Genomic DNA, 23,114 nt, shown 5'->3' on the forward strand with positions numbered 1-23,114 from the left:
CAGGGGAATTGTTAGGAAGTCAAAAAGGGTAATACCGGAACCTCCCCAATCGCAAAATTCATCTTCAGTAGAATTAGTTTTTGTCAGGTCGAGCGCCTGCCTGTCGGCAGACAGGGAGTCGAGACCTTTCTCAATTTCCAAATTCCAAGCTCTGGTCTTATTTCACCTTTTTCGCTGCTCAATGATCTGTGCCAGCAGCTTTTTTGCGCGTAGTAACTTTACTTTAACGTTGTTCATGGGTTCGTCCAGGTTCTGCGAGATCTCTTTGTAGCTCATTTCCTGAAAATACCTCAGATTGATCACTTCCTGGTAATGGGGTTTCAGTTTTTTGATATCACGCAGCAACTGGGCCAGGTTCTGCTCGGTGATCAGGGCGTCTTCAATGCTGGGAGCATCATCAGCGATGCGATACACCCGCTCATCTTCCTCATCGGTAGTACGGGAACGAATGGAAGCGTTCTTTTTCCGGATCAGGTCTACGTGTATGTTCTTGGAAATGGTAAACAGCCAGGTCTTGAAAGAATATTCCGGATCAAAACTGTCAATCTTGTCAAAAGCCCGGGAAAAAGTTTGAATGGTGATGTCTTCAGCATCGTACTCGTTCTGCGTCCGTTTTAGCTGAAAGCCATAAACTTCATTCCAGAAGGTGTCGAGCAGATAATTAAAGGCGCTTTGTTTTCCTTTTTTTGCCTGCTCTATCTGTTTCTGAAGTGGATCGGGACCTATTTCCAATGAGTGGGTTTTGAAATTAAATTAGCTATAAATATACCTAATTGAGCCCAGATTAGGAACAGTTCCAAAAAGGGAAATAACCAGAAAAGATCGGTTTCCCCGAATTTTTTTCCGGAGTTATAGAAAACAGTTCCCTGCACCAGCCATCGCACCGCCAGCATCCCCAGAGCTATCTGCCAGTAAGAAGTAAAAATGAGAATGAGAAAGAATAACCAGAAAAGGAGTTGGGTTGAATAAAAGAGGCCTAATAGCAACTGGTGTTTTTTCTTGTAGTGTTTTGCGATCGATACGTGCCTGCGTTTTTGCTGAAACCAGGATCTCAGATCTTCCTTTGGCACACTTCGGGTGATCCCGTTAGCTGAAATACAAATATTCGTATTGCGTTTATGAGCTGCCTGGTTTACGAACAGGTCATCGTCACCGGCGCGAATGTGAAGGTGGGTTGCAAAGCCATTCTGATGGTAGAATTCGGCAGCGGTGTAACCGAGGTTTCTGCCAACCCCCATGTAAGGCATTCCCCAGCGGGCATAAGAAAAATACTGGATGGCTGTCAAAAGGGTTTCAAAGCGAATGAGTTTGTTGAGCAGGCTTCGGCTGTTGATGAAATATCCGCCGTAGCCGAGCACAATACTTTTTTCTGTACTAAAGTGGGCGCTCATTTCCCGCAGCCATTGATCTGACTCGGGCCGGCAATCGGCATCGGTAAATAAAAGAAAGGGTTTAGAGGCTTTTTTGATCCCCAGGGTGAGCGCGTATTTCTTGTTGGCCCAAAAAGCTTCATTGTTCTGGACGTCTACGATCTTAACCCTGTGGTTTTCCGAAGCAAATTTTTCGATCACTTCCAAAGTCTCATCAATGGAAGCGTCGTTGATGATCACCACTTCAAAGTTTGGGTGGTCCTGTTCCAATACCTTCGGAAGAAAATTCCGCAGATTCTCAGCTTCGTTCTTGGCGCAAATTATCACCGATACCGGGAGAGGGGTTTCAGTTTTTTTTACTTCCGAAGAAGCAAAGGCGAATTTGAAGAAACCCAGGTAATAGCAAAGATTTAGCAGGCCAATGAGAACAAAGGCTAAAAGGAACAGCAACATTTATTTGGGTTGGTTATTTGACTGATTGAGGCTGATCGCAATCTCTGGCTTCATCGGGCATTTTTCCGCAGTAGCTGCAAGCCTCTCCTTCCTTATTCAGAAATGGACTTTGGCTGGCACAGGTGCCGCTGAATTTTCCGTCTTTCTTTCCCCAGATCTTTATGGCGATTCCTGCAAAGGCAAGTCCTAAAAGTACTATAGTGATTAATACAAGTTCCATGGTCAATATTTTGTGCAAAAATAAAGAATTATGGAGAGTAATTGAAGGATATCCTGAACTTTATTAAAGTCTCATTTTTAACATTTTAACTAAAATTTAGCCTTCGGAAATGGGATGTGAGAATATATCCCAATAAATTGTAGAGAACCTCTAAAACCAACCGTTATGACATCTAGAATAGCACAATTTATCAGCATTTTCCTTTTTGTTGTACTGTTTTCCTGCCAGGACAAAGAGAAGCAAAATTCTGAAGTAGAAATTTTTCCTCCCGAAGAGAAAAAGGACGAATTAAGAGAGGAAAGGCCAATGTCAAGAAGCTACCTTCTTGCAAGGATGCGCGAGAATGGTGAGCTGAGTGCTTTTACTGAGCAATTTAGGAAGGCCGGTTTGGAAGAAGAATTTGAAGGAAAAGAAGGTCTTTTTACCATTTTCGCACCTTCCAATGCCGCTTACGACCGGATTCCTGCAAAAAAGATCAATTCAGGAGAAGAATCCGGGATAGAAGAAAATATGAAAGATGACTTGCGCTACTATGTGGTGGAAGGACAATTAACCGTAGATAATCTTCTTCAGAAGATCCGGGCTTCAGAAAACGGCAGGTATGAGTTTAGGACTGCATTGGGTGAAAAACTTTGGGCGACGCAGGAAGGGGATAAGGTTGTACTCATTGACGTTTTGGGAAACAAGGCTGCGATCGTGACCTCAAAAATGGAGAAAGACTCCGGTGTATACCATGTTATAGATAATGTTTTGCGCTCCGGCGATAATGCGGCAGAAGGCGGAAGCTAGGCCTTAAAAACATAAAATAAAAGTGCTCCAAAAATGACATTTTTGGAGCACTTTTATTTTAGAAAATGTTTACTTCCGGAAGGATCTTTATTCCGAAGAGATCATATACCTTTTCCTGCACCTTCCTGCTCAGCCGAAGAATGTCTTCTCCGCTAGCGCTGCCATAATTAACGAGTACCAATGCTTGTTTTTTATGCACGCCGGCATCTCCTTCGCGGTATCCTTTGAGGCCGGCACGGTCGATCAGCCAACCCGCCGGAATTTTCACCGTTTCCTCATCCATCGTGTAAAATGGCATTTCCGGATAGATCTCTTGCAGCTCTTCGAGTTTGGTTTTAGTAACAATAGGATTCTTAAAGAAGCTTCCGCTGTTGCCTAATTCCCGAGGATCAGGAAGTTTGGACTGCCGGATGCTGATCACAGCATCTGAAATGTCTCTAATTCCGGGTTCTGAAACTCCTTTTTCTTCCAGGAAACTGTCAATACTGCCATAAGAAGTATTGAACCGGTGATTTCCTTTGGTAAGCCTGAAAGTGACATCGGTAATGATATACTTCCCTTTTTCCTCATTTTTGAATACTGATTCCCGGTACCCAAATCGGCAATCATCCAGGCTGAATTTTTTCAGCTCCAGCGTTTGAATGTTCAATGCGGTGCACTCTTCAAAAACGTCTTTTATCTCAACGCCATAAGCGCCAATATTCTGAATAGGAGCGGTACCCACATTTCCCGGGATCAGGGAAAGGTTTTCGAGTCCGCCAAAATCATTATCGATACAAAATAGCACGAACTGATGCCAGTTCTCGCCGGCCATGGCCTTCACCAGTACTTTATCCTCAGTTTCTTTTTGAATGTTGATGCCCTGCAGATTAATATGTACCACGGTCTTCTCAACATCCTGTGTAAGTAGCATGTTGCTGCCGCCACCAAGAATAAAAAGTTCGGAAGCATAGGAATTCTGAAGTACAGTCTTGAGTTCTTCAATAGTCTCCACAGAGATGAACTTCTTCGCCTTGACGTCAATGCCAAAGGTGTTGTAGTCTTTAAGAGATGTGCCGGTTTGTATCTGCATTAGGCGTTGTACTCTTTTAAAGCAGCTTTTAAGATCTCAATAGCTCTTAACAGGTCTTCTTCTTTGAGAACGTATGCTATACGCACCTGATTCAATCCGGTGTTAGGAGTGGAGTAGAAGCCGGCGGCCGGTGCGACCATAACAGTTTCATTATTAAGATCGAAGCTTTCCAAAAGCCATTTTGCGAAATCTTCGGCATCCTTTACAGGAAGTTCGGCGATACAGTAAAAAGCTCCTTTTGGTTTAGCCACGCGAACGCCTTCGATCTGCTCGAGGCCCTGAACTAGTGTGTTCCTGCGGGAAGTGTACTCTTCAATAACTTCATCAAAATATTCCTGCGGAGTGTCCAAAGCTGCTTCACTGGCGATCTGTGCAAAGGTTGGGGGGCTAAGTCTCGCCTGTGCAAATTTCATAGCAGTAGACATTACTTCCTTGTTCTTAGAAGCCATGCACCCAATTCTGGCACCACACATACTGTAGCGTTTGGAAACAGAATCGATCATAATCGCATTTTGCTCCAGTCCCGCCACGCTCATGATGGAATAGTGTTTTGCACCTTCATAGGCAAATTCACGGTACACTTCATCGGCCACGATGAACAGGTCGTGTTTCTTCACGATCTCTGCCAGTTGGTCGATCTCCTCTTTGGTATACAGGTATCCGGTTGGATTTCCCGGATTACAGATGAGGATAGCTTTAGTCTTCGGAGTAATTAATTTTTCAAATTCTGAAATAGGAGGCAAAGCGAAGCTGTCTTCTATTTTCGATTTTACGGGTACTACGGTTACTCCTGAAGCGGTAGCAAACCCGTTGTAGTTGGCGTAGAATGGCTCCGGAATGATAACCTCGTCACCTGCGTCACAGATGCTACCCATAGTGAACAGTAAAGCTTCGGAACCACCTGTGGTAATGATCAGCTCATCTGCCGAAACATTAATGTTGTGCTTCTTGTAATAAGCCGCGAGTTTGTTGCGGTAGCTTTCGAATCCTGCCGAATGGCTGTATGAAAGCACTTCTATGTGGTTTCCTTTTACGGCTGCCAGCGCTTTGGCAGGAGTTTTAATATCAGGTTGCCCGATATTGAGCTGATAAATAGTACGCCCTTTTTTAATAGCTGCTTCTGCGTAGGGAACTAACTTACGTATAGGAGATTCGGGCATTGCCTGCCCTTTATTTGAAATACTTGGCATGTTTGAAATTTTTGGCCTACAAAGTTGCAAAATATTACCTGAAACATTGTTATTTTTTGTATTTTTTGTGGTCAACTTAGCCTAACGATCATGCGGAAAAAGCTATCCCTTTTTCTGATCCTTTGCCTCAATATCAGTTTCTGTTATTGCCAGGAGTCCTTTTTTATTGAGAAGGATCGCAAACGTACCCGAATAAACTTCAACTTCATTAACAATCTTATTATTATTCCTGTGGAACTCAATGGGGTGGATCTTTCTTTTTTGCTCGACACCGGAGTCAATACTACAGTTCTGCTAAATCTAAATCCCGATGATACCCTTTCTGTCAATTCTGTTGAAAAAGTGCGGCTTCGGGGGCTGGGAGGAGAGGATCATATTGAAGCTTTTAAATCTTACGGGAATGATATGAGGATTGGGAAAGTGCGGAATCCCGATTTCCCGCTCTACCTCATCTTTGACGAGAAAGTGAATTTTTCGCCCCGGCTGGGGGTTCCGGTGCACGGGATCATTGGTTATGATTTTTTCAAAGATTTTATTGTGGAGATCAACTACGCCAGAGGCTTTTTGAGAGTGCATGATCCAAAACAGTTCCGAAAGAAATTGAGAAGCTACAGCGATGTGCCACTGCAATTTTTTAAAAACAAGCCTTATGTTACCAGTAAAATTGAGGTGGATGGGCCGCCTCAGGAGGCATCGCTATTGTTGGATAATGGATTAAGCGACGCTGTTTGGTTGTTTAGTGACAGCATGAATATAATGGTTCCCGAAAAGTCATTTGATGATTTTCTTGGTTTGGGATTATTGGGAGATGTGATAGGGAAAAGGAGCAGGATAAATTCCCTCACTCTGGGAGATTATGAGCTTCAGGACGTCACCGCGTCTTTTCCTGACAGTGCTTCGGTAAAGGGAGTTCGTCTTTTTGAGGAACGAAACGGTAGCATTGGAGGTGAGTTGCTTAAGCGTTTTAACCTGTTCTTTGATTACGGAAATAATAAACTGTATCTGCGGAAGAATAAGTTTTTTGAAGAAGCTTTCAACTACAACATGAGCGGAATTATACTTGAGCATAATGGATTTGTAGTGCTGGAAAGTTATGTGAGCGTTCCGCAGGGAAATCAACCAGATCAAGGGCAGGTATTTCCAAATTCCCCGGCTCCTTATAAGAAATTCGAACTTCAGGAGGCATTCCGTATTGTACGCCTGCGGAAAAATTCTCCGGCAGCCATGGCCGGACTTCAGGTTGGGGATATTTTGATGGAGGTGAACGGCCGCTCTGCCTATAGGTATTCCCTGGAGGATCTTACTAAACTTTTCTCTTCTCAGGATGGAAGAAGAATTAAACTTCAGGTGGAAAGAGACGGAAGACAGATGGATTATATGTTCAACCTGAAGAAAATGCTCTAAAAAAACAAAACCCCTCCAAAGGAGGGGTTTTGCAACTCTTCAAAAAAGGGAAATCCTAGCTTTCCTTATCCAGGACTTTTCCTTTGATCTTTATTGATTTCGCGGGTTCATCGGCATTAGAATAGACAGTAATTGTCTTTCTGATAGGACCTACGCGAGTGGTGTCATACTTTACTTTTATTTCGCCTGTTTTACCCGGCAAAATAGGATCCTTTGGTTTTTCCGGGATGGTACAGCCGCAGCTGGAGGTCACATCGGTAATCACCAGTGGGATATTTCCGGTATTCGTGAACTCGAATATCCGTACTCCATCACTTCCTTTTTCAATTTCTCCGTAGTCGATCACTTCAGATTTGAATTCGATCTTAGCGACTTCCTGCGCCTGTACCGCAATTCCGGCGAAAAGAAAAATGGCAATTGCTACTAATTTTTTCATCATTTTCAGTTTTTACAGAATTGTAAATATAATACTTATATGCATTATTTGGCAAATAAAACCTCTTTCCATTTTATTCGCCTTTTATAATCCTGAAGTTATAATTACTTTTGCCTGATATTCCAAAAACCGCACCAAAGTATGTCTGAAGCATCAAAATACAATGCCCGGGAAATAGAGAAAAAATGGTATGAATACTGGATGGAGAACCGGTATTTCCATTCTGAAGTTGATGAACGGGAACCCTACACCATTGTTATCCCCCCTCCAAACGTTACGGGGGTGCTGCACATGGGGCACATGCTTAACAACACCATTCAGGATGTATTGATCCGTCGTGCGCGCCTAAAAGGATATAATGCCTGCTGGGTGCCGGGAACAGATCATGCTTCGATCGCTACGGAAGCAAAAGTGGTGGCTAAGCTTAAAGCTGAAGGCATAGACAAAAATGACCTTTCCAGGGAGGAATTCCTTGAGCATGCATGGGAATGGACCCACAAGCATGGCGGAATTATTCTGGAACAATTAAAGAAACTTGGAGCGTCCTGTGACTGGGAACGTACCAAGTTCACGATGGATGACGAGATGTCTGCATCGGTAATTAAAGTATTTGTAGACCTGTACAATAAAGGTCACATCTACCGTGGTTACAGGATGGTCAACTGGGATCCGCAAGCCAAGACCACACTTTCTGATGAAGAAGTGATCTATCAGGAGCGGCAGGGACATTTATATTACCTGGAGTATAAGATCGAAGGTTCTGAAGATACGCTGACCATTGCTACCACCCGTCCTGAAACTATACTGGGAGACACCGCTATTTGTATAAATCCGAATGATGAACGCTTTACTCATCTGAAAGGTAAAAAAGCGATCGTGCCCGTTTGTGAGCGGGTTGTTCCAATTATCGAAGATGAATATGTAGACATGGAATTCGGTACGGGATGCCTAAAGGTGACCCCGGCACATGATGAAAATGATAAGGTGCTGGGAGATAAGCACAACCTTGAGGTAATTGATATTTTCCATGACGATGCTACCCTAAATTCCTACGGAATGCATTACGAAGGAATGGATCGGTTCGAAGCCAGAAAAGCTATTGTTAAGGAACTGGAAGAGAAAGGGATACTGGTTAAGACTGAAGATCATGTAAATAAAGTGGGAACCAGCGAACGTACAGGAGCTGTTATTGAACCAAAGCTCAGTGACCAGTGGTTCTTAAAAATGAAAGAACTGGCACAGCCTGCACTGGATGCTGTACTGGAGAAAGAAGTAAATCTCGTTCCGGAGAAGTTCATAAATACCTACCGCCACTGGATGGAAAATGTTCGCGACTGGAACATTAGCCGTCAATTACTATGGGGGCAGCAGATCCCCGCATGGTACTATGGAGATGAAAAAGAAGACTTTGTGGTAGCTGAGACTGCCGAAGAAGCTCTTGAAAAAGCCATTGAAAAGACCGGAAATAAGGAACTGTCATCCGAATCCCTCACACGGGATAAAGATGCGTTAGATACCTGGTTCTCTTCCTGGTTGTGGCCAATCAGTGTGTTTAACGGAATTCTGGAACCTGACAATAAAGAGATCAATTATTACTATCCGACCAATGACCTGGTAACTGCTCCGGAGATCCTTTTCTTCTGGGTAGCCCGTATGATCATTGCCGGATATGAATACCGCGATGAAAAGCCTTTCAATAACGTTTACCTTACCGGGATAGTGCGTGACAAACAGCGTCGCAAAATGTCCAAATCCCTTGGGAACTCACCAGATCCACTGGAATTGATCGACAATTACGGTGCAGATGGGGTTCGTGTAGGAATGTTGTTAAGCTCTCCGGCAGGGAATGACCTTATGTTCGATGAAGATCTTTGTAAACAGGGGAGTGCCTTTGTGAACAAGATATGGAACTCGTTTCAATTAGTTCGCTCCTGGGAGATCGATGAAGCTAAGGAACAACCGGAATCGGCAAAACTGGCGATCAACTGGTACAATGCGAGATTCCAAAAGGAACTGCATGAGATAGAAGATCACTATAAGAAATACAGGATGAGCGATGCTCTTATGGCGACTTACAAGCTGGTTTGGGATGATTACTGTTCCTGGTTCCTGGAAATGGTGAAACCGCCTTACGGAGAAGCTATGGACGCTGCCACCTACAAAGCGGTGATAAAGATCCTGGAAGACAACCTGAAGATTTTGCATCCTTTTGTGCCGTTTGTTTCTGAAGAGATCTGGCAGGAGTTGAAAGGGCGTTCGGCAGAGGAAGCTCTTATCGTGGCCACCTGGCCGGAACTTAAAGAATTCGATTCGGCGGTTATAGTGGAGTTTGCGATAGCTTCCGAAGTGATTTCAGGAGTGAGAAGTATCAGGAAACAAAAGAACATTCCGCATAAAGATCAGTTGGAGCTGCAGGTGCTCAATAATGAGAAGACATCTGCCACTTTTGATCCTGTTATTCGAAAAATGGGAAATATCTCCAGTCTTTCTTATGTTGACCAACAGGTACAGGGCGCTCTCTCCTTTAGGGTGAAGTCCAATGATTATTTTATTCCTGTGGCAGGGGCTGTTGATGTAGAGGCTGAGATAGCCAAACTTCAGGAGGAACTGGATTACACAAAAGGCTTCCTGAATTCTGTTGAAAAAAAGCTTTCAAACGAACGCTTTGTGAACAATGCTCCGGCTAAAGTGGTGGAGATGGAACAGCAGAAAAAACAGGATGCCCAGGCAAAAATTGAAGCTATAGAGGCAAGTATAAAAGCCCTTTCTTAAGCATCTAATTATAAAATATATTAAGAGCCGGAGAATTCTTTCTTCGGCTTTTTTATTGTGGGAAATTCAGAAATTTTGTGGATGTAGTTAAGCTGTAAAGCTATTCGTCGCCGATATGCTCATTTACCAGGTCAATGTATTTTTTTTTGGCTTCGAGTACGCTGATGCCTTTGACCTGTAAGAGGGCGTTGAGTTTAAATGCGCTGCGCACATCATTCTCCCCTGACGGAGTATAAATGCCTTCCTGTTCGGTTGCCTGTTTGTAATAAGCGTAGAATTTCAGCATGATATCTGGCGGAAATTTTCGCGTGGTGGTACTGGCCTTTTCGTAAGCCTTCAGGAATTCCCTGTCAATTTCTTCCGGAGTCATAACAAGAAGGTTAGGATACATCAGCGATCACCGTGAGGCCGCCTTTTACCTTTTGATTCAGTTTCACCTTCAGAGGTGTACCTAAAGGAAGAAAGACATCTACCCGCGATCCAAACTTAATGAAGCCGCTGTCTTCGCCCTGCACGACCTCTTTGCCTACTTCGGCATAATTGACGATGCGCTTGGCAAGAGCTCCGGCGATCTGACGGTAAAGGATCTCACCCGATACAGGGTTTTCCACTACAACGGTAGTGCGTTCATTCTCTTCACTGGCTTTTGGATGCCAGGCTACCAGATATTTTCCCGGGTGGTATTTGCTGTATTTGACAATTCCGCTCACCGGATGCCTTGTAACATGTACATTGATGGGAGACATGAATACCGAAACCATGAGACGTTGGTCCTTGAAATATTCTTTTTCGAACACTTCTTCGATCACTACCACTTTTCCATCGACCGGCGCCATTACATGTTCATTATTGAGCTCGGTATTCCTTTTTGGATTCCTGAAAAACTGGATGACCAGGAAGAAAAGGATGATGGTACCTAACAGGATCACTTGTTTGATCCAGTCCGTAAAAATGAAAGTGTGAGCCAGCAGGTTGACAACGATCAACAAGATCATTGCGATGGCCATAATTTTATATCCTTCTCTATGAAACATAATTCAATAATTGTAAATACGCATAAATAAACGGGCTGGCAAAGATAATGCTATCAAGACGGTCAAAAAGTCCGCCATGCCCCGGCATTAATCTTCCACTATCCTTTACACCTGCCTGTCTTTTAAATTTGGACTGGATGAGGTCTCCAAGGGTCCCAAAAATGCTCATTATGATACCCATTCCAATCCAGGCGTACAGGTTGAGCAAACCGGTGAAAAAGAATACAAGATAACCGGCAATGGCTGTAAAGATCAATCCTCCCAAAAAGCCTTCAATGGTCTTCTTTGGGGATATACGTTCAAAAAGTTTATTCTTTCCAAAGTTCTTACCTACAAGATAGGCAAAAGTATCATTAATCCAAATAAGGCTGAAGATGCCAATGACCATCTCAGGAATGAAATCGCCAGTATAACTTGGGATTAGAGTGAGGAAGATCAAAGAAGCGATCAGGTAGAAAATGATGATCACATATTTCTTCTTTTCAAATAATGGGATCTTGTGAACGACCATGAGGTCTTTGACCAGGAAAAGGTTCACGAAAATTGTAATGAGCAGTAGGAGGATCGTAGCATAAGGGCTCCAGCGTGCATAGCTGAAAATGTAGAACAGCCCGATCAATAGAAAATACCCTAAATAACTTTTGAGGTGGAGCAGCCTTTGAAGTTCTCTCAGGCAGATTAGACCAAACAACAGGAAAAGTGTGGTAAAGGCAAATTCAGATGAGAATATAGACACTACCAGGATAGAAATGTACATCACCCCTGACAGGCCTCGAATTAGATTTTCCTTCATGTTATAGATCTTCCAGAAGCAGCAAATATAGGTTTTTTGTGCTACTTCCATAACTCATGAAGTCTCCTTCCTTATTGTTCTCGAAATTTTTTATCGTAGTAATGTTGGTAGGAATCCGGTCTTTATTTTTAAACTTGATCCCTCTAAGTCCTTCTCCTATGGCATCAACCAACTTGCTTGTAGAGGCAAGGATCACGAAGTTATACGGAAGTTCCCGCAACTTCTTTTCTTTGATCTGGTTGGAGGAGATAAGGATAGAGCCGTCATTGGCTATAAGATATTCACAGGTGCTTAAAAAGAAGGCAGCTTCCCCTGAGTTGGTGAATTCTAGATTGAATTCTGAAAATTTTTCCCTTAAATTAGAATCAAAACAACAAGATTTCTTTTCATACCAATCATTCTCCAACATTATGTTTTCGAATGCTTCCATTAATTCCTCATTACTCTCACAGTAAAGAAATTTACCACCGTTGTTCTTGAAATTGAGCATAAACCGCTCATCGGTAGGCATCTTAACATCTGGCATATACTTGCTACGGTCAGAATTTTCAGGTTTTTCCTGACCTTTGTCTGATTTAGATCTAGGGTTTAGAAAATTTCTAAATAGACTCATATAGGTTTGGGTATTACTCTAAGTAGCATTTAAACCAAAGGTAAAAAATCTTAACTTATGATTGACCAAAGTTAAGATTTTTTACAAGGGGTGTTAATATGTTATTCGGCAGTTTTGTCTTCAGGCGTTTCAGAAGAATCTGTGCCAGTAGATACTGATTTTTCTGTCACAGTCTCCTCGCGAACTGGTCTTTTATGTTCCTGAGAATTACCGTTCATGATCTCATCACGGCTCTTATAAGGTCTTTTTCCGAAGATCTCTTCCAGGTTGTCTTTAAAGATAACCTCTTTCTCCAAAAGGATCTCAGCCAACTGGGTAAGCTTGTCTTTATTAGCTTCCAAAAGTTTGATAGCCCGCTGATACTGCTGTTCTATAAGATTCGAGATCTCTGTGTCAATAAGTTCTGAAGTCTTTTCACTGTAAGGCTTCTGGAAATTATACTCATTTTGTCCCGAAGAATCGTGATAGGTAAGGTTCCCTATTTTTTCGTTAAGTCCGTAAACCGTTACCATGGCCCGCGCCTGTTTGGTTACCTTTTCAAGGTCACTCAGGGCTCCGGTAGAGATCTTGTTAAAGATCACTTTTTCGGCTGCACGACCACCAAGGGCGGCACACATTTCGTCCAGCATTTGTTCAGGACGAACAATAAGTCTTTCTTCCGGAAGGTACCAGGCAGCTCCTAAAGACTGTCCACGTGGCACGATAGTTACCTTCACAAGCGGCGCAGCGTGTTCCAGCATCCAGCTTACGGTAGCATGGCCTGCCTCGTGGTAAGCGATCGCCTGTTTCTCCTCCGGAGTAATGATCTTGTTCTTTTTCTCAAGACCACCTACAATACGGTCTACAGCATCGAGGAAGTCCTGTTTTCCAACAGCCAGTTTGCTTTTTCGCGCTGCGATAAGTGCAGCCTCGTTACAAACGTTGGCAATATCAGCTCCCGAAAATCCCGGGGTTTGTTTTGCCATGAATTCAGTATCCAGTTCATCGGCCACTTTTTTAAGCGGACGTAAGTGAACATCAAATATTTCTTTTCTCTCCCTAACATCCGGAAGGTCCACATAGATCTGGCGGTCAAATCGACCCGCACGCATCAAAGCTTTATCCAGTACATCTGCACGGTTGGTAGCAGCGACCACAATAACATTGGTGTTCGTTCCAAAACCATCCATCTCGGTCAACAACTGGTTCAGGGTATTTTCGCGCTCGTCGTTAGAACCTGAAAAATTGCTTTTCCCTCTTGCTCTACCTATTGCGTCGATCTCATCAATAAATATGATGGAAGGAGATTTTTCCTTGGCCTGTTTGAAAAGGTCACGTACCCTGGAAGCACCAACTCCAACGAACATTTCCACGAAGTCTGAACCTGAAAGGGAGAAGAAAGGTACTTTTGCTTCCCCGGCCACAGCCTTGGCAAGTAAGGTTTTTCCTGTTCCCGGAGGTCCTACTAGTAATGCCCCTTTTGGGATCTTACCACCCAAAGAGGTGTATTTGTCAGGGTTCTTAAGGAAATCAACGATCTCCTGTATTTCTTCTTTAGCGCCTTCAAGTCCTGCTACGTCCTTGAATGAAACTTTCACATCTGTATTCTGGTCGAAAAGTTTTGCTTTTGATTTTCCAATGTTGAAGATCTGTCCGCCGGCTCCTCCGCCTGCACCACCGCTCATTCTCCTCATAATAAAGATCCAGATCCCTATGATCAGAATAAATGGCAATAAGGTGAGGAAGATATCTCCCCACACATTGTGGTGTGATTCAAACACTACAGGTGTATCCAGGTCATTCTCTGCCTTTACCTCGCGAATGTCGTCCTCAAGATTTTGAAGGTCTCCAAACTCAAAGGTATAGCTGGGAGTATCTCCTGTCGGAAAAAGTTCATCCTGGGCAGCTGCCTTGTGAACTTCTTTTTCTTTCGCCTCTTCAGTAAGGAAAACCCTTGCCTGATTCCTGTTAACTATCACTACTTTAGCTACATCTCCGTCTTCAAGGAAGTTTAAAAACTCAGCCGGATTTGTCTTTGCAGGTTCATTGAACCCGCTTCCGCTGAAGAAGTTTATACCCAGGAATACAAGTATGATAGCGGCATAGATCCAGTAGGCACTGAATTTAGGCTTTTTAGGTTCTTTGCTTTTATTAGGTTGCTCTTTGGCCATGCTGTTCTCTTAAGTCTTAATAATTTGTTTCTATTGAAGTGGTCTTGGCATCTCCCCAAAGACTTTCAATATCGTAGAATTCCCTTATATGTTTCTGAAAGACGTGTACCACGACACTCACGTAATCCATTAAAACCCATTCTGCATTTTCAGATCCTTCAATATGCCAGGGTTTGTCTTTCAGGGATTTACTAACGGTTTTTTGTATGGAATTCACGATGGCGTTTACCTGCGTGTTGGATGTTCCATTGCAGATAACGAAATAATCACAAACGGTATTTTCTATTTCTCGTAGGTCCAGGATATCAATATCATTTCCTTTTACTTCTTCGATCCCTTTGATTATATGTGCAATAAGTATGTCGTTGCTCGCTTCTTTTTTTGTCATTAAATTTATTTCTTTGCGCAAAGTTATTACTTTTTAGTCTTTTTGAACCTTGGTTTTCATAACATTTAACGCCTGCATTATCTATTCTCTCTATGCACCTTATCAAAGTTAATGCCATCAACTCTACAAATTCTTTTGCGCGTGAAATGTTCAGAGACAACCCGGGCATGTCTGCTACCTGCGTAATAGCTAAAAAACAATTATTGGGACGGGGGCAACGAGGCACCACTTGGGACTCAGAAGAGGGGAAAAACCTCACTTTTAGTGTCATATTTCCAAAACCTCAGATCCTTCCCGGTAGTCAATTTGTGCTAAGTGCTGCTGTAGCCACCAGTCTTGTAAAGGCGCTTGAGAAATTCGATCTCCCTAAATTGAAGGTTAAATGGCCTAACGACATTATGTCAGCAAATTTGAAGATTGGCGGAATTCTCATTGAAAATGTCATTTCTGAAGGGAAAGTAGCGGCAACTGTAATAGGTGTTGGGCTCAATGTGAACCAGGAAGAATTTATCGGTCTCCCGGGTGCGGGATCCATGAATTCTGTCTCCGGAAAGTATTTTGATCTCGACAAGGTGCTGGATCAACTGCTGGAAGTGCTGGAAGAAAGCCTGTATGCTCTCAATTCCTGCTCTTCGGAAGCTGTTTTAAAAGAGTACAAAAAACACCTTTTTCGAATGCAGATACCTTCCACCTTTCAGCTGCCAGATGAATCTTACTTCACAGGAATGATCGCAGATGTGACCCCAGCAGGAAAACTGCTGGTAAAGACGGAAGATGAACTATTGCAGGAATACGACCTGAAGGAGATCAGGTTGTGTTACTAACATAAGCGCGAAGTATTCTCTGCCAAAGCGCCAATGAATTTCTTCAACGGACCTTTGACCATCATGGCCATCATTGCATTGAACTTTCCGTGGAAGAACAGTTGCGCCTGACTGGTTTTCTCGTCAACAGGTTCAATTACGACATCCAGGGAAAAGTCAAACTTGTCTGAAGTAGAGCCCAGCACAATAAATTCCGGTTCGCGGGTTTCTTTTATTTGTAGTTGGATCTCGGGCATTCCCTTTAGAGCAAAAGCGAAAGTATCCTGGGATTTCACCTCGAATTTTTCCTTGCTCTCGGGCATGATCTGATCGTAATTCTCAACATTGGTAAGAAAATCGAAGAGCTCCTGCTGGCTTTTCTGTACCGTTACTTTTTCACTTTCTAATTCCATAGCTTATTTTTTCCAGTTCGCCGGATCTTTGCGCCAGCTTTGTAACAATTCGGCTTCCGCCTGATTGATATAATTCGTTTTTTGAGCAACTTCCAGTAAATACTCATAGTTGCTTAGAGTATGAAGCTCGACGCCCGCGTTTTTGAAGTTTTCAACGGCAGTATCAAATCCGTAGGAAAAGATGGCTAGCATTCCTTTTATAGTAACGTTGGCTTCCTTCAATGCATTTACGGCATTGAGGCTGCTTTTTCCGGTACTAATAAGGTCTTCAATAACCACCACGGTCTGTCCTTCCTCGATCTTACCTTCGATCTGATTCTTTCTTCCGTGGCTTTTTGCTTCAGGACGTACGTAAACAAAAGGAAGGCTGAGGTATTCTGCCACGAGCATTCCAATTCCAATGGCACCGGTAGCTACTCCGGCAATGACATCTGCTTTTCCGTAGAGCTCCTCGATCTGTTTTGCCATGTTCTCTCTTACGAAATTTCGTATTGGTGGATAGGAGAGAATGATGCGGTTATCACAGTAAATAGGGGAGTTCCAACCGCTCGCCCATTGAAAACCCTGTTGTGCATCTAATTTTATTGCTTTAATTTGCAATAATAACTCAGCGGTTTTTCGTGCTGTTTCCTTGTCTAAAATCATACTGCAAATGTATAAAGTTTTTGTAAATGATATTCCTATTATTCTTTCAACAGAAAAGGATCTGGGCGAAAAATATGTAAACATTCCCATCAAAGAAGTTAAATTTAAAAGGATCATTAAAAAGATCAATAAAGGCAAGTTGCTGTTTGTCAATCTTTACCATTCAAATGAGGAAAAGTTATTGAAACACCTTTTTAAGAAATTGCCGGTAGTTACTGCTGCCGGCGGAATGGTTCTCAATCCAAAAAAGGAAGTATTGTTCATCTTTAGGAATGGGCGCTGGGACCTGCCAAAGGGTAAGATCGAAAAGGGCGAAGGCCTGGAGGACGGAGCTATCCGTGAAGTAGAGGAGGAGACGGGCGTGAAGAACCTGAAAATTTCTCAATTCCTTCAGGAGACTTACCACGTTTTTCAGCGGAAAGGCCGATACCGACTGAAGGTTACTTACTGGTACGAAATGACTACTGATTATGACGGGGAGCTTGTTCCGGAAGAAAAGGAAGGGATCATGAAGGCAAAATGGAAAAATAAAGAGAAGTCAAAAAAGGCACTTTTGAAGTCCTATGCCAACATTAAACTTCTTTTTCCCGAAGAGATCCTACCGGTTTACGCGAAAAACGGGATAGCGTAAATGCGCCTTTTCGTAGTGCTCTGATTTCTTGTGTATCCAGTCTAGCTGAGCATACCAATTAGCTGCGAAATCACGATCTTTTTTCTTCTTTTCCAAAAATTCATCCTCCACTTCGGGGTGGTCATCCAGAAATTCACGAGCAAAATCCTCAAATACATAGGGTGAAAAGCCCTCTTTTTGCTGCAGAATACTGTCAAAGAAATTCCAGTTGAAAAAGGAATCGGGTGATTCCGGTTCCAAGGTGGCCATAAGATATCTGCCCGCGCGCTGATTAATGGGAATAAAGAAATCCCCTTTTCGGATGTTCACTTTTTCCTGGTTTGCAGAAACTTTGGTATTGGAGTGAGGGTAATGACCTTCATATGATTCCTTGGTGGTCTCGTAATCCTCAATGCGGTACACCTGTAACTGTAGCGTAGTGTCCTTATCAAATCGCTTCATCTCCACCCTGTTCAGCTTCAAAAGATCTACAATTGGCCACCATGCCTGTGGTACTATATAACCTTGCGGAAGACTTATCTCGCGGGTTGGTTTGAAGTTGTCATAATAAGTTACATCCTTTGTAAAAGGTTTACTTCGGTCATACTTTAACCGGTCCATGCCTGTCACCTCACTTTTAACGATCTCTCCTTCATAACCTTTGAACTTAAGTGTAGAGGTCTTACTGCTGTCCACTTCATAATCGAATTGATAAGAGGTCTTCTTAGGAAAACCTGCAATGGCGTCTTTCCGCAGTTTTTTGATCAGCTTTGTGTCCTCATCTGTGATGTCTATCATGGAGCGCAACACTTCATAAGTACCTTTCACCCTCTGGTCATATGGTTTGAGCATGTGGGTTTCCACCATCATTCCGAAGGTATTCCAAAGAGCAGCATATCCGGTAGAATACCGCGGATTGTCCAGAAACTGTGAGAATCCTTTTTCCGGAATATCATTGAAGACATTCACATAAGGCGTGATGTCCAGTTTCTTTTTTCGCAACGCTTTTTTCAGGGCGGGCATCATATCGATCTTCACATAATTTCCAGATTCCCCACCCAGTTTGTTGTGCTGAGTAAATAAATGGGTGAGGCTGTATTGATAGTCGGCACCGTTGCTCACGTGAGTATCAATAAAAACATCGGGATCTACTTTGTGAAAGATCTCATAGAAGGAGCGCGTATTTTTGGTGTCGGCTTTTATGAAATCCCTGTTCAGGTCAAAGTTGCGGGCATTTCCGCGGAAACCATATTCTTTAGGGCCATTCTGATTGGTACGGGTAAAGGAATTCCTGTTAAGGGCACCACCAACATTGTAGACAGGAATGGCTGCAATAATGGTATTTTCGGGCAGCGGAATGGAATCCTGGGCCAGGTCCCGAAAAAGCATCATGGTAGCATCAATACCGTCACTTTCGCCGGGATGAATCCCGTTGTTGATGAGTAAAATACTGTTCTCTTTTCGGCCTTCATTGAGATCGAATTGTTTGTTCCTGCTGTAGATGGCCAGGTGGAGCGGTTCGCCACTGTCGGTTTCCCCAATTTGCTGCAAACTGATGGTAGGATACACCGCTGCGAGGTTGGCGTAATATTCTATAACTTCCGGATAGGTAGCCGTTTCAGTTCCACCTGATTTTTCAAATACGGTGGTAAAATCGTAATCCTGTTTAAGTATATAATTGGAGAAGTCACAGGAGACAAAAGCCAGAAGCAAACAAACCAGAAACGGAATCTTCTTCATCAAAAAAATATTTATGGCTGTAAACTTAGTTAAAAAAGTGTAAAATATCCCAACAGCTGCTCCGGCTACTTCACCCCGAACTCCCTGTTAAAGAAGGCATAATCCTTATGTCAGGTTTTCTGTCACTAAAAATAAAACTTATTTTAGCTAAAAAGCGGAGGTTATGAAAAGGTTTTCAGGAGTTTTTACGGTGTTTTTATGTTTAATATTCAGTTTTGCTGCATTTTCACAGGCGGCCGATTCCAAATTAAGGGAGGACAAAAAACAGGAGTTAGCGAAACAACCACCTGTAGTTGTACAGACCGCTATTGGCGAATTGAAGCTGCCATCCCCTTTTTCTACGGAAGTAGTAGCAAATGTGAGCAAGGTTGTGCCCTGGCCTGAAGGGAAAATGCCGAAAGCCCCCGAAGGTTTTAAAGTGACAAAATTTGCGGGAGATCTTCAGCACCCGAGGTGGACCTATATAGCACCCAATAATGATATTTTTGTGGCCGAATCAAATGACTCCGGAGAAAGCGCTAATCAGATCACCCTTTTACGCGATACCAACAAAGATGGAAAGCCTGATGAGCGGCATGTCTTTCTTAAAGATCTCAATCAACCCTTCGGAATGCTGGTGCTGGGTGATTATTTTTATGTTGCCAATGTGGATGCCCTTAAAAGATTTCCATATAAAAAGGGACAAAATTCCATTGAAGTTAAAGGTGAAACCATTGTTTCCCTTCCCGCAGGCGGTTATAATCACCACTGGACGAGAAACATTATTACCAATAAAGAAGGTTCGAAGATCTATATTACTGTAGGCTCTTCCAGTAATGTGGGTGAATACGGAATGGATCTCGAGGAAAGGCGGGCCAATATTCTGGAGGTTAATCCCGACGGTTCCGGAGAGAGAGTTTATGCTTCTGGAATAAGAAATCCGGTAGGTATTGACTGGAATCCGGTGACCGGAGAGCTATGGGCAGCGGTCAATGAGCGGGACAACCTGGGGAATGAACTGGTTCCCGACTATATCACCAGTGTAAAGGAAGGTGCTTTCTACGGATGGCCTTATTCTTACTACGGACAGATCAAAGATCCCAGATGGTACCATGCTCCGCATGAAGACATGGTGCAAAAAGCGCTTGTTCCCGATGTGCCTTTGGCTTCACATAGCGCTTCTTTGGGACTGGAATTCTATGAAGGCGATCAATTTCCTGAGAAATACAAGAACGGAGCTTTCGTAGGACAGCATGGTTCCTGGAACCGTGCCGATCTTGCAGGTTATAAGGTTGTGTTTGTTCCTTTCAAAGATGGCAAACCCCAACAACCTGAAGATTTCCTCACCGGATTCATCGCTGAAAGTTCCGGTAGCGAAGTCTACGGAAGACCCGTTGCGGTGACCACCTTGCCTGATGGTTCCCTGCTGGTAAATGACGATGATGGAAATGTGATCTGGAGAGTTTCAACTGAATAGAGCGAAAAATTGAAGCACTTTTCCCCCTTTTTGATCCTGTTATTTTTCTTCGGAAGCCTTTCTGCACAGAACGTGCGGGTAAAGATCATTAATTCCCTTACCGGCGAACCTGTTCCGGATGCGGTAGTCAGGATTGCTGAAAGCAAAGCTGAATTTTCGGCTTCTGAAGAAGGCATTGTAATGCTTTCTGTGGAAGGGTTTCCGGTGCAGGCGACTGCTTCAGCACCGGGATTTGAACCTAAGAATTTCAAGATCAAGAACGAAAAAATAACAATCCCTTTAGAACCCATTTTTGAAGCCCTTTCAGAAGTGGTGCTTAGAAGTACCATTATTCCGCAGGATGTGTTGAATACCCCGGCTTCCGTTAGTCTTTTGCGGGCCAAAGATCTGCAGCGCAATGAAGGCGCCTCGGTCATGGATGCAGTTGACAGGGTCGCGGGAGTATCGGTGCTGCAAGGGGCATTGAACACCAACAAGCTCAGCATTCGCGGCGTGGGCTCCCGGTCGCAGTACAGCAGCAATCGCGTCAAAGCCTATTTTATGGAAATTCCACTCAGCTCGGGGGAAGGAGAGACCACCCTAGATGATCTGCCTCCTGAAATCCTTGATCGGGCAGAGATCATCAAAGGTCCTGTGTCGAGCATTTATGGAGCAGGGCTGGGAGGAGTGATCAACCTTTATCCTTCAGAAGGAGCATGGGGAAACAAGGTGAGAGCTGAAGCAACAGCGGGAGATTTCGGACTTTTCAAAAACAATGTTCAGGCTTCTCATCACGACGAAAATAATTCTATAGTTGCCACTTTCAACCACCTGGAGACCGATGGCTTCAGAAAGAATGGGCAGTACAATCGAAATTCAATAAATATTTACGGGAGCCGCAGCTCGTCAGAAAATAACACACTTTCGGTGCTGGCTAATTTGATCCGGCTGAAAGCATTTATTCCCAGTTCACTTAACCGGGAGACCTTTGAAAATGATCCTGCTGCCGCGGCTTTCACCTGGGCCGCTGCGAAAGGATTTGAATCCTATGACAAAGGACTTTTCGGAATTTCCAACCACCATAGCTTTTCGAGCAACTTCAGTAATACCAGCAGTATCTTTTTCAATTTCCGGAATGGGTATGAGCCGCGCCCTTTCGATATTCTCAAAGAGGAGCAGGTGGCCATCGGAGCCCGCACAAAATTCAACCTCAAAAATGACATTTTTGGAAAGGATTCTGAACTGAGCTTTGGAGCTGAATTATTCAGAGAATGGTATGACACGTCTACATTTGAAAACCTTTACGAGGAATATCCTGACCAGGGCAGTGTGGCTGGAAAGATTTTGAGCAATACTTCCCAGGACCGGAATTATTATAACCTTTTTGCGCAATTCAATATTGCTGTTTTCTCAAAATTAAAGCTGGAGGCCGGACTCAATTTCAATTCGACTTTTTACAGTTTAGAGGATCTTTACGCACAGGATGAGGTGGACCAGTCCGGAGACTACAGGTATAAAAGTATTCTCTCTCCCAGGGCGGGTGCCGTTTATACTATTTCTAAAGGGAAGAATATCTATGCCTCCATTAGTCACGGATTTTCGACGCCTACAGTCGCAGAAACTCTAACTCCCGAAGGTTTGATCAATACTGGGATCAAACCCGAAACGGGAATGAATTATGAAATCGGTTTTAAAGGAAATTTTCTGAAGAACCGTCTTCATACTGAAATAGCAGTCTTTTCTATTCAGGTCGAAAATCTTTTGGTGGCAGAACGCGTGGCTGAAGACCGGTATATCGGCCGGAATGCAGGAAAAACTGATCACAACGGACTCGAATTCCTTTTAAATTATAATTATTCGATCTCTCCCAATTTCTCCGGAAGCGCCTTTATAAATGGCGCATTCAATGATTTTACCTTTGATGAATTTGTCGAGGAGGGAACAGATTTCTCCGGAAATAAACTTCCGGCCGTTCCCGCGAACAGTTTCCAGGCGGGAGTGGATCTGGTTTTTTACCAAAATCTTCGTTTTTTTGCCACTTTTCAGCAGGAAGGAGAGATGCAGTTAAATGACGAAAATTCCGGAAGCACTGACAGCTACAGTCTTGTAGACCTTAAACTGTCCTGGTCACCGCGAATTTTTCAGAATTGGGAAACAACTTTATTGGCCGGAGTAAATAACCTGTTCGATGAGCATTATGCCGCTTCTATAGTTCCGAATGCTGTTGGATTTGGAGGATCGGCACCACGTTATTTTTATCCGGGGAAACCCCGGAATTTCTATACCGGCATCAGCCTGGGCTATGAATTCTAAATAAGAATTGAATTTTACTTTTTTCGGACCACATCGGGAACCATAAAGGTGTAGTCACCTCCGTTACGTATCACATCCCTAACCACAGTTGAGGAAATATGGCTTTTTCCGGAGGAAGTGATCAAAAACACGGTTTCCACGCCGGTCATCTTAAAATTGGTCTGCCCGATGAATTTTTCGAATTCAAAATCTGTGGTATTACGAAGGCCGCGTAGAATAAAGCCGGCATCCTGCTTTTTACAAAAGTCAACTGTCATTCCTTCATAGGTCATCACGCTGATCTTTGGCTCGTGATCAAAAGTCTTTTCCAGGAAACGCACACGTTCTTCCAGAGAGAACATGTACTTTTTGTCGGCATTGACACCAATGGCGAGAATGATCTCGTCAAAAAGTGGCAGTCCGCGGTTGATGATATCCACATGTCCCAATGTGATGGGATCAAAAGAGCCGGGAAAAACAGCTTTTCTCATA

23 protein-coding genes are annotated in these 23,114 nt (G+C 43.4%); 7 read left to right on the forward strand and 16 right to left on the reverse strand.

Features of this window, described 5'->3' with window-relative positions; all coding sequences use genetic code 11:
* Nucleotides 1-162: 162 nt before the first annotated feature.
* The 3 genes from ACNORC_RS06000 to ACNORC_RS06010 are packed head-to-tail and all read right to left on the reverse strand — an operon-like array spanning nt 163 to nt 2,043.
* On the reverse strand, nt 163-732 hold the full coding sequence (locus tag ACNORC_RS06000) for an RNA polymerase sigma factor (RefSeq protein WP_418334719.1): 570 nt from the start codon (nt 730-732) through the stop codon (nt 163-165).
* Entirely contained in the window at nt 723-1,823 is a 1,101-nt protein-coding gene (locus ACNORC_RS06005; RefSeq protein ID WP_418334720.1) for a glycosyltransferase, read from the reverse strand. Before ACNORC_RS06005 ends, ACNORC_RS06000 begins: the two co-directional genes overlap by 10 nt.
* Before the next feature lie 13 nt (nt 1,824-1,836).
* A complete protein-coding gene (locus ACNORC_RS06010) occupies nt 1,837-2,043 on the reverse strand; it encodes a membrane or secreted protein (protein WP_418334721.1) in 207 nt (68 codons plus the stop codon).
* A gap of 165 nt (nt 2,044-2,208) precedes the next feature.
* Here ACNORC_RS06010 and ACNORC_RS06015 point away from each other — a divergent pair, with 165 nt between their 5' ends.
* Entirely contained in the window at nt 2,209-2,832 is a 624-nt protein-coding gene (locus ACNORC_RS06015; protein ID WP_418334722.1) for a fasciclin domain-containing protein, read from the forward strand.
* A gap of 58 nt (nt 2,833-2,890) precedes the next feature.
* Here the strand turns inward: ACNORC_RS06015 and murB are convergent, their stop codons facing one another.
* Nucleotides 2,891-3,904, reverse strand: a complete 1,014-nt coding sequence (gene murB, locus ACNORC_RS06020) for a UDP-N-acetylmuramate dehydrogenase (protein WP_418334723.1) — start codon at nt 3,902-3,904, stop codon at nt 2,891-2,893.
* Nucleotides 3,904-5,094: a pyridoxal phosphate-dependent aminotransferase gene (locus ACNORC_RS06025; protein WP_418334724.1), complete on the reverse strand. Its 1,191-nt coding sequence runs from the start codon at nt 5,092-5,094 to the stop codon at nt 3,904-3,906. The genes murB and ACNORC_RS06025 overlap by 1 nt, the downstream gene beginning before the upstream one ends.
* Before the next feature lie 90 nt (nt 5,095-5,184).
* On the opposite strand from ACNORC_RS06025, the gene ACNORC_RS06030 reads away from it, so the two are divergent.
* Nucleotides 5,185-6,498, forward strand: coding sequence for a retropepsin-like aspartic protease (locus ACNORC_RS06030; protein WP_418334725.1), 1,314 nt, complete (start codon nt 5,185-5,187; stop codon nt 6,496-6,498).
* Nucleotides 6,499-6,553: 55 nt separating this feature from the next.
* On the opposite strand, the gene ACNORC_RS06035 is transcribed toward ACNORC_RS06030, so the two are convergent.
* Nucleotides 6,554-6,934 (reverse strand): DUF1573 domain-containing protein, encoded by a 381-nt coding sequence (locus tag ACNORC_RS06035; protein ID WP_418334726.1) that lies wholly within the window; start codon nt 6,932-6,934, stop codon nt 6,554-6,556.
* 141 nt (nt 6,935-7,075) lie between these two features.
* Here ACNORC_RS06035 and ACNORC_RS06040 point away from each other — a divergent pair, with 141 nt between their 5' ends.
* Entirely contained in the window at nt 7,076-9,706 is a 2,631-nt protein-coding gene (locus ACNORC_RS06040) for a valine--tRNA ligase (RefSeq protein ID WP_418334727.1), read from the forward strand.
* A 100-nt stretch (nt 9,707-9,806) separates the two neighbouring features.
* Here ACNORC_RS06040 and ACNORC_RS06045 read toward each other — a convergent pair whose 3' ends face one another.
* From ACNORC_RS06045 to rsfS, 6 genes are all read right to left on the reverse strand, one after another.
* Nucleotides 9,807-10,076, reverse strand: a complete 270-nt coding sequence (locus ACNORC_RS06045) for an acyl-CoA-binding protein (RefSeq protein WP_418334728.1) — start codon at nt 10,074-10,076, stop codon at nt 9,807-9,809.
* A gap of 10 nt (nt 10,077-10,086) precedes the next feature.
* Complete coding sequence (locus tag ACNORC_RS06050) at nt 10,087-10,740, reverse strand: phosphatidylserine decarboxylase family protein (RefSeq protein WP_418334729.1); 654 nt, start codon at nt 10,738-10,740, stop codon at nt 10,087-10,089.
* A complete protein-coding gene (locus ACNORC_RS06055) occupies nt 10,730-11,533 on the reverse strand; it encodes a phosphatidate cytidylyltransferase (protein WP_418335380.1) in 804 nt (267 codons plus the stop codon). The genes ACNORC_RS06050 and ACNORC_RS06055 overlap by 11 nt, the downstream gene beginning before the upstream one ends.
* A 1-nt stretch (nt 11,534) precedes the next feature.
* Nucleotides 11,535-12,146, reverse strand: a complete 612-nt coding sequence (locus tag ACNORC_RS06060; RefSeq protein ID WP_418334730.1) for an LUD domain-containing protein — start codon at nt 12,144-12,146, stop codon at nt 11,535-11,537.
* 101 nt (nt 12,147-12,247) lie between these two features.
* On the reverse strand, nt 12,248-14,296 hold the full coding sequence (ftsH, locus tag ACNORC_RS06065) for an ATP-dependent zinc metalloprotease FtsH (RefSeq protein ID WP_418334731.1): 2,049 nt from the start codon (nt 14,294-14,296) through the stop codon (nt 12,248-12,250).
* 16 nt (nt 14,297-14,312) lie between these two features.
* Entirely contained in the window at nt 14,313-14,684 is a 372-nt protein-coding gene (gene rsfS, locus ACNORC_RS06070) for a ribosome silencing factor (protein WP_418334732.1), read from the reverse strand.
* 92 nt (nt 14,685-14,776) lie between these two features.
* On the opposite strand from rsfS, the gene ACNORC_RS06075 reads away from it, so the two are divergent.
* Entirely contained in the window at nt 14,777-15,508 is a 732-nt protein-coding gene (locus tag ACNORC_RS06075) for a biotin--[acetyl-CoA-carboxylase] ligase (protein WP_418334733.1), read from the forward strand.
* Here ACNORC_RS06075 and ACNORC_RS06080 read toward each other — a convergent pair.
* Together ACNORC_RS06080 and pyrE are read right to left on the reverse strand one after the other, a co-directional pair.
* On the reverse strand, nt 15,505-15,900 hold the full coding sequence (locus ACNORC_RS06080) for an SRPBCC family protein (protein ID WP_418334734.1): 396 nt from the start codon (nt 15,898-15,900) through the stop codon (nt 15,505-15,507). The genes ACNORC_RS06075 and ACNORC_RS06080 overlap by 4 nt on opposite strands.
* A gap of 3 nt (nt 15,901-15,903) precedes the next feature.
* The gene (pyrE, locus tag ACNORC_RS06085) at nt 15,904-16,545 is read right to left on the reverse strand and encodes an orotate phosphoribosyltransferase (RefSeq protein ID WP_418334735.1); all 642 of its coding nucleotides are present in this window, start codon (nt 16,543-16,545) and stop codon (nt 15,904-15,906) included.
* Nucleotides 16,546-16,552: 7 nt separating this feature from the next.
* Here pyrE and ACNORC_RS06090 point away from each other — a divergent pair, with 7 nt between their 5' ends.
* Nucleotides 16,553-17,176: an NUDIX hydrolase gene (locus ACNORC_RS06090; RefSeq protein WP_418334736.1), complete on the forward strand. Its 624-nt coding sequence runs from the start codon at nt 16,553-16,555 to the stop codon at nt 17,174-17,176.
* Here ACNORC_RS06090 and ACNORC_RS06095 read toward each other — a convergent pair.
* Nucleotides 17,144-18,895 carry a M14 family metallopeptidase gene (locus ACNORC_RS06095; protein WP_418334737.1) on the reverse strand — a complete coding sequence of 584 codons (1,752 nt, stop codon included), beginning with the start codon at nt 18,893-18,895 and terminating at the stop codon, nt 17,144-17,146. The genes ACNORC_RS06090 and ACNORC_RS06095 overlap by 33 nt on opposite strands.
* Nucleotides 18,896-19,058: 163 nt before the next feature.
* On the opposite strand from ACNORC_RS06095, the gene ACNORC_RS06100 reads away from it, so the two are divergent.
* Entirely contained in the window at nt 19,059-20,351 is a 1,293-nt protein-coding gene (locus tag ACNORC_RS06100; protein ID WP_418334738.1) for a PQQ-dependent sugar dehydrogenase, read from the forward strand.
* Nucleotides 20,352-20,360: 9 nt separating this feature from the next.
* Nucleotides 20,361-22,643, forward strand: coding sequence for a TonB-dependent receptor (locus ACNORC_RS06105; RefSeq protein ID WP_418334739.1), 2,283 nt, complete (start codon nt 20,361-20,363; stop codon nt 22,641-22,643).
* A 14-nt stretch (nt 22,644-22,657) separates the two neighbouring features.
* On the opposite strand, the gene coaD is transcribed toward ACNORC_RS06105, so the two are convergent.
* Nucleotides 22,658-23,113, reverse strand: coding sequence for a pantetheine-phosphate adenylyltransferase (coaD, locus tag ACNORC_RS06110; RefSeq protein WP_418334740.1), 456 nt, complete (start codon nt 23,111-23,113; stop codon nt 22,658-22,660).
* Nucleotide 23,114 lies beyond the last annotated feature (1 nt).

It is taken from the genome of Salinimicrobium soli (genome assembly GCF_048323655.1).
Taxonomy (GTDB): Bacteria; Bacteroidota; Bacteroidia; order Flavobacteriales; family Flavobacteriaceae; genus Salinimicrobium; species Salinimicrobium soli.

Coding starts and splice junctions, on each gene's coding strand:
- ACNORC_RS06005 (WP_418334720.1), bottom strand. CDS start 1,823: ATGTTGCTGTTCCTTTTAGCCTTTGTTCTCATTGGCCTGCTAAATCTT.
- ACNORC_RS06010 (WP_418334721.1), bottom strand. CDS start 2,043: ATGGAACTTGTATTAATCACTATAGTACTTTTAGGACTTGCCTTTGCA.
- ACNORC_RS06015 (WP_418334722.1), top strand. CDS start 2,209: ATGACATCTAGAATAGCACAATTTATCAGCATTTTCCTTTTTGTTGTA.
- murB (WP_418334723.1), bottom strand. CDS start 3,904: ATGCAGATACAAACCGGCACATCTCTTAAAGACTACAACACCTTTGGC.
- ACNORC_RS06025 (WP_418334724.1), bottom strand. CDS start 5,094: ATGCCAAGTATTTCAAATAAAGGGCAGGCAATGCCCGAATCTCCTATA.
- ACNORC_RS06030 (WP_418334725.1), top strand. CDS start 5,185: ATGCGGAAAAAGCTATCCCTTTTTCTGATCCTTTGCCTCAATATCAGT.
- ACNORC_RS06035 (WP_418334726.1), bottom strand. CDS start 6,934: ATGAAAAAATTAGTAGCAATTGCCATTTTTCTTTTCGCCGGAATTGCG.
- ACNORC_RS06040 (WP_418334727.1), top strand. CDS start 7,076: ATGTCTGAAGCATCAAAATACAATGCCCGGGAAATAGAGAAAAAATGG.
- ACNORC_RS06045 (WP_418334728.1), bottom strand. CDS start 10,076: ATGACTCCGGAAGAAATTGACAGGGAATTCCTGAAGGCTTACGAAAAG.
- ACNORC_RS06050 (WP_418334729.1), bottom strand. CDS start 10,740: ATGTTTCATAGAGAAGGATATAAAATTATGGCCATCGCAATGATCTTG.
- ACNORC_RS06055 (WP_418335380.1), bottom strand. CDS start 11,533: ATGAAGGAAAATCTAATTCGAGGCCTGTCAGGGGTGATGTACATTTCT.
- ACNORC_RS06060 (WP_418334730.1), bottom strand. CDS start 12,146: ATGAGTCTATTTAGAAATTTTCTAAACCCTAGATCTAAATCAGACAAA.
- ftsH (WP_418334731.1), bottom strand. CDS start 14,296: ATGGCCAAAGAGCAACCTAATAAAAGCAAAGAACCTAAAAAGCCTAAA.
- rsfS (WP_418334732.1), bottom strand. CDS start 14,684: ATGACAAAAAAAGAAGCGAGCAACGACATACTTATTGCACATATAATC.
- ACNORC_RS06075 (WP_418334733.1), top strand. CDS start 14,777: ATGCACCTTATCAAAGTTAATGCCATCAACTCTACAAATTCTTTTGCG.
- ACNORC_RS06080 (WP_418334734.1), bottom strand. CDS start 15,900: ATGGAATTAGAAAGTGAAAAAGTAACGGTACAGAAAAGCCAGCAGGAG.
- pyrE (WP_418334735.1), bottom strand. CDS start 16,545: ATGATTTTAGACAAGGAAACAGCACGAAAAACCGCTGAGTTATTATTG.
- ACNORC_RS06090 (WP_418334736.1), top strand. CDS start 16,553: ATGTATAAAGTTTTTGTAAATGATATTCCTATTATTCTTTCAACAGAA.
- ACNORC_RS06095 (WP_418334737.1), bottom strand. CDS start 18,895: ATGAAGAAGATTCCGTTTCTGGTTTGTTTGCTTCTGGCTTTTGTCTCC.
- ACNORC_RS06100 (WP_418334738.1), top strand. CDS start 19,059: ATGAAAAGGTTTTCAGGAGTTTTTACGGTGTTTTTATGTTTAATATTC.
- coaD (WP_418334740.1), bottom strand. CDS start 23,113: ATGAGAAAAGCTGTTTTTCCCGGCTCTTTTGATCCCATCACATTGGGA.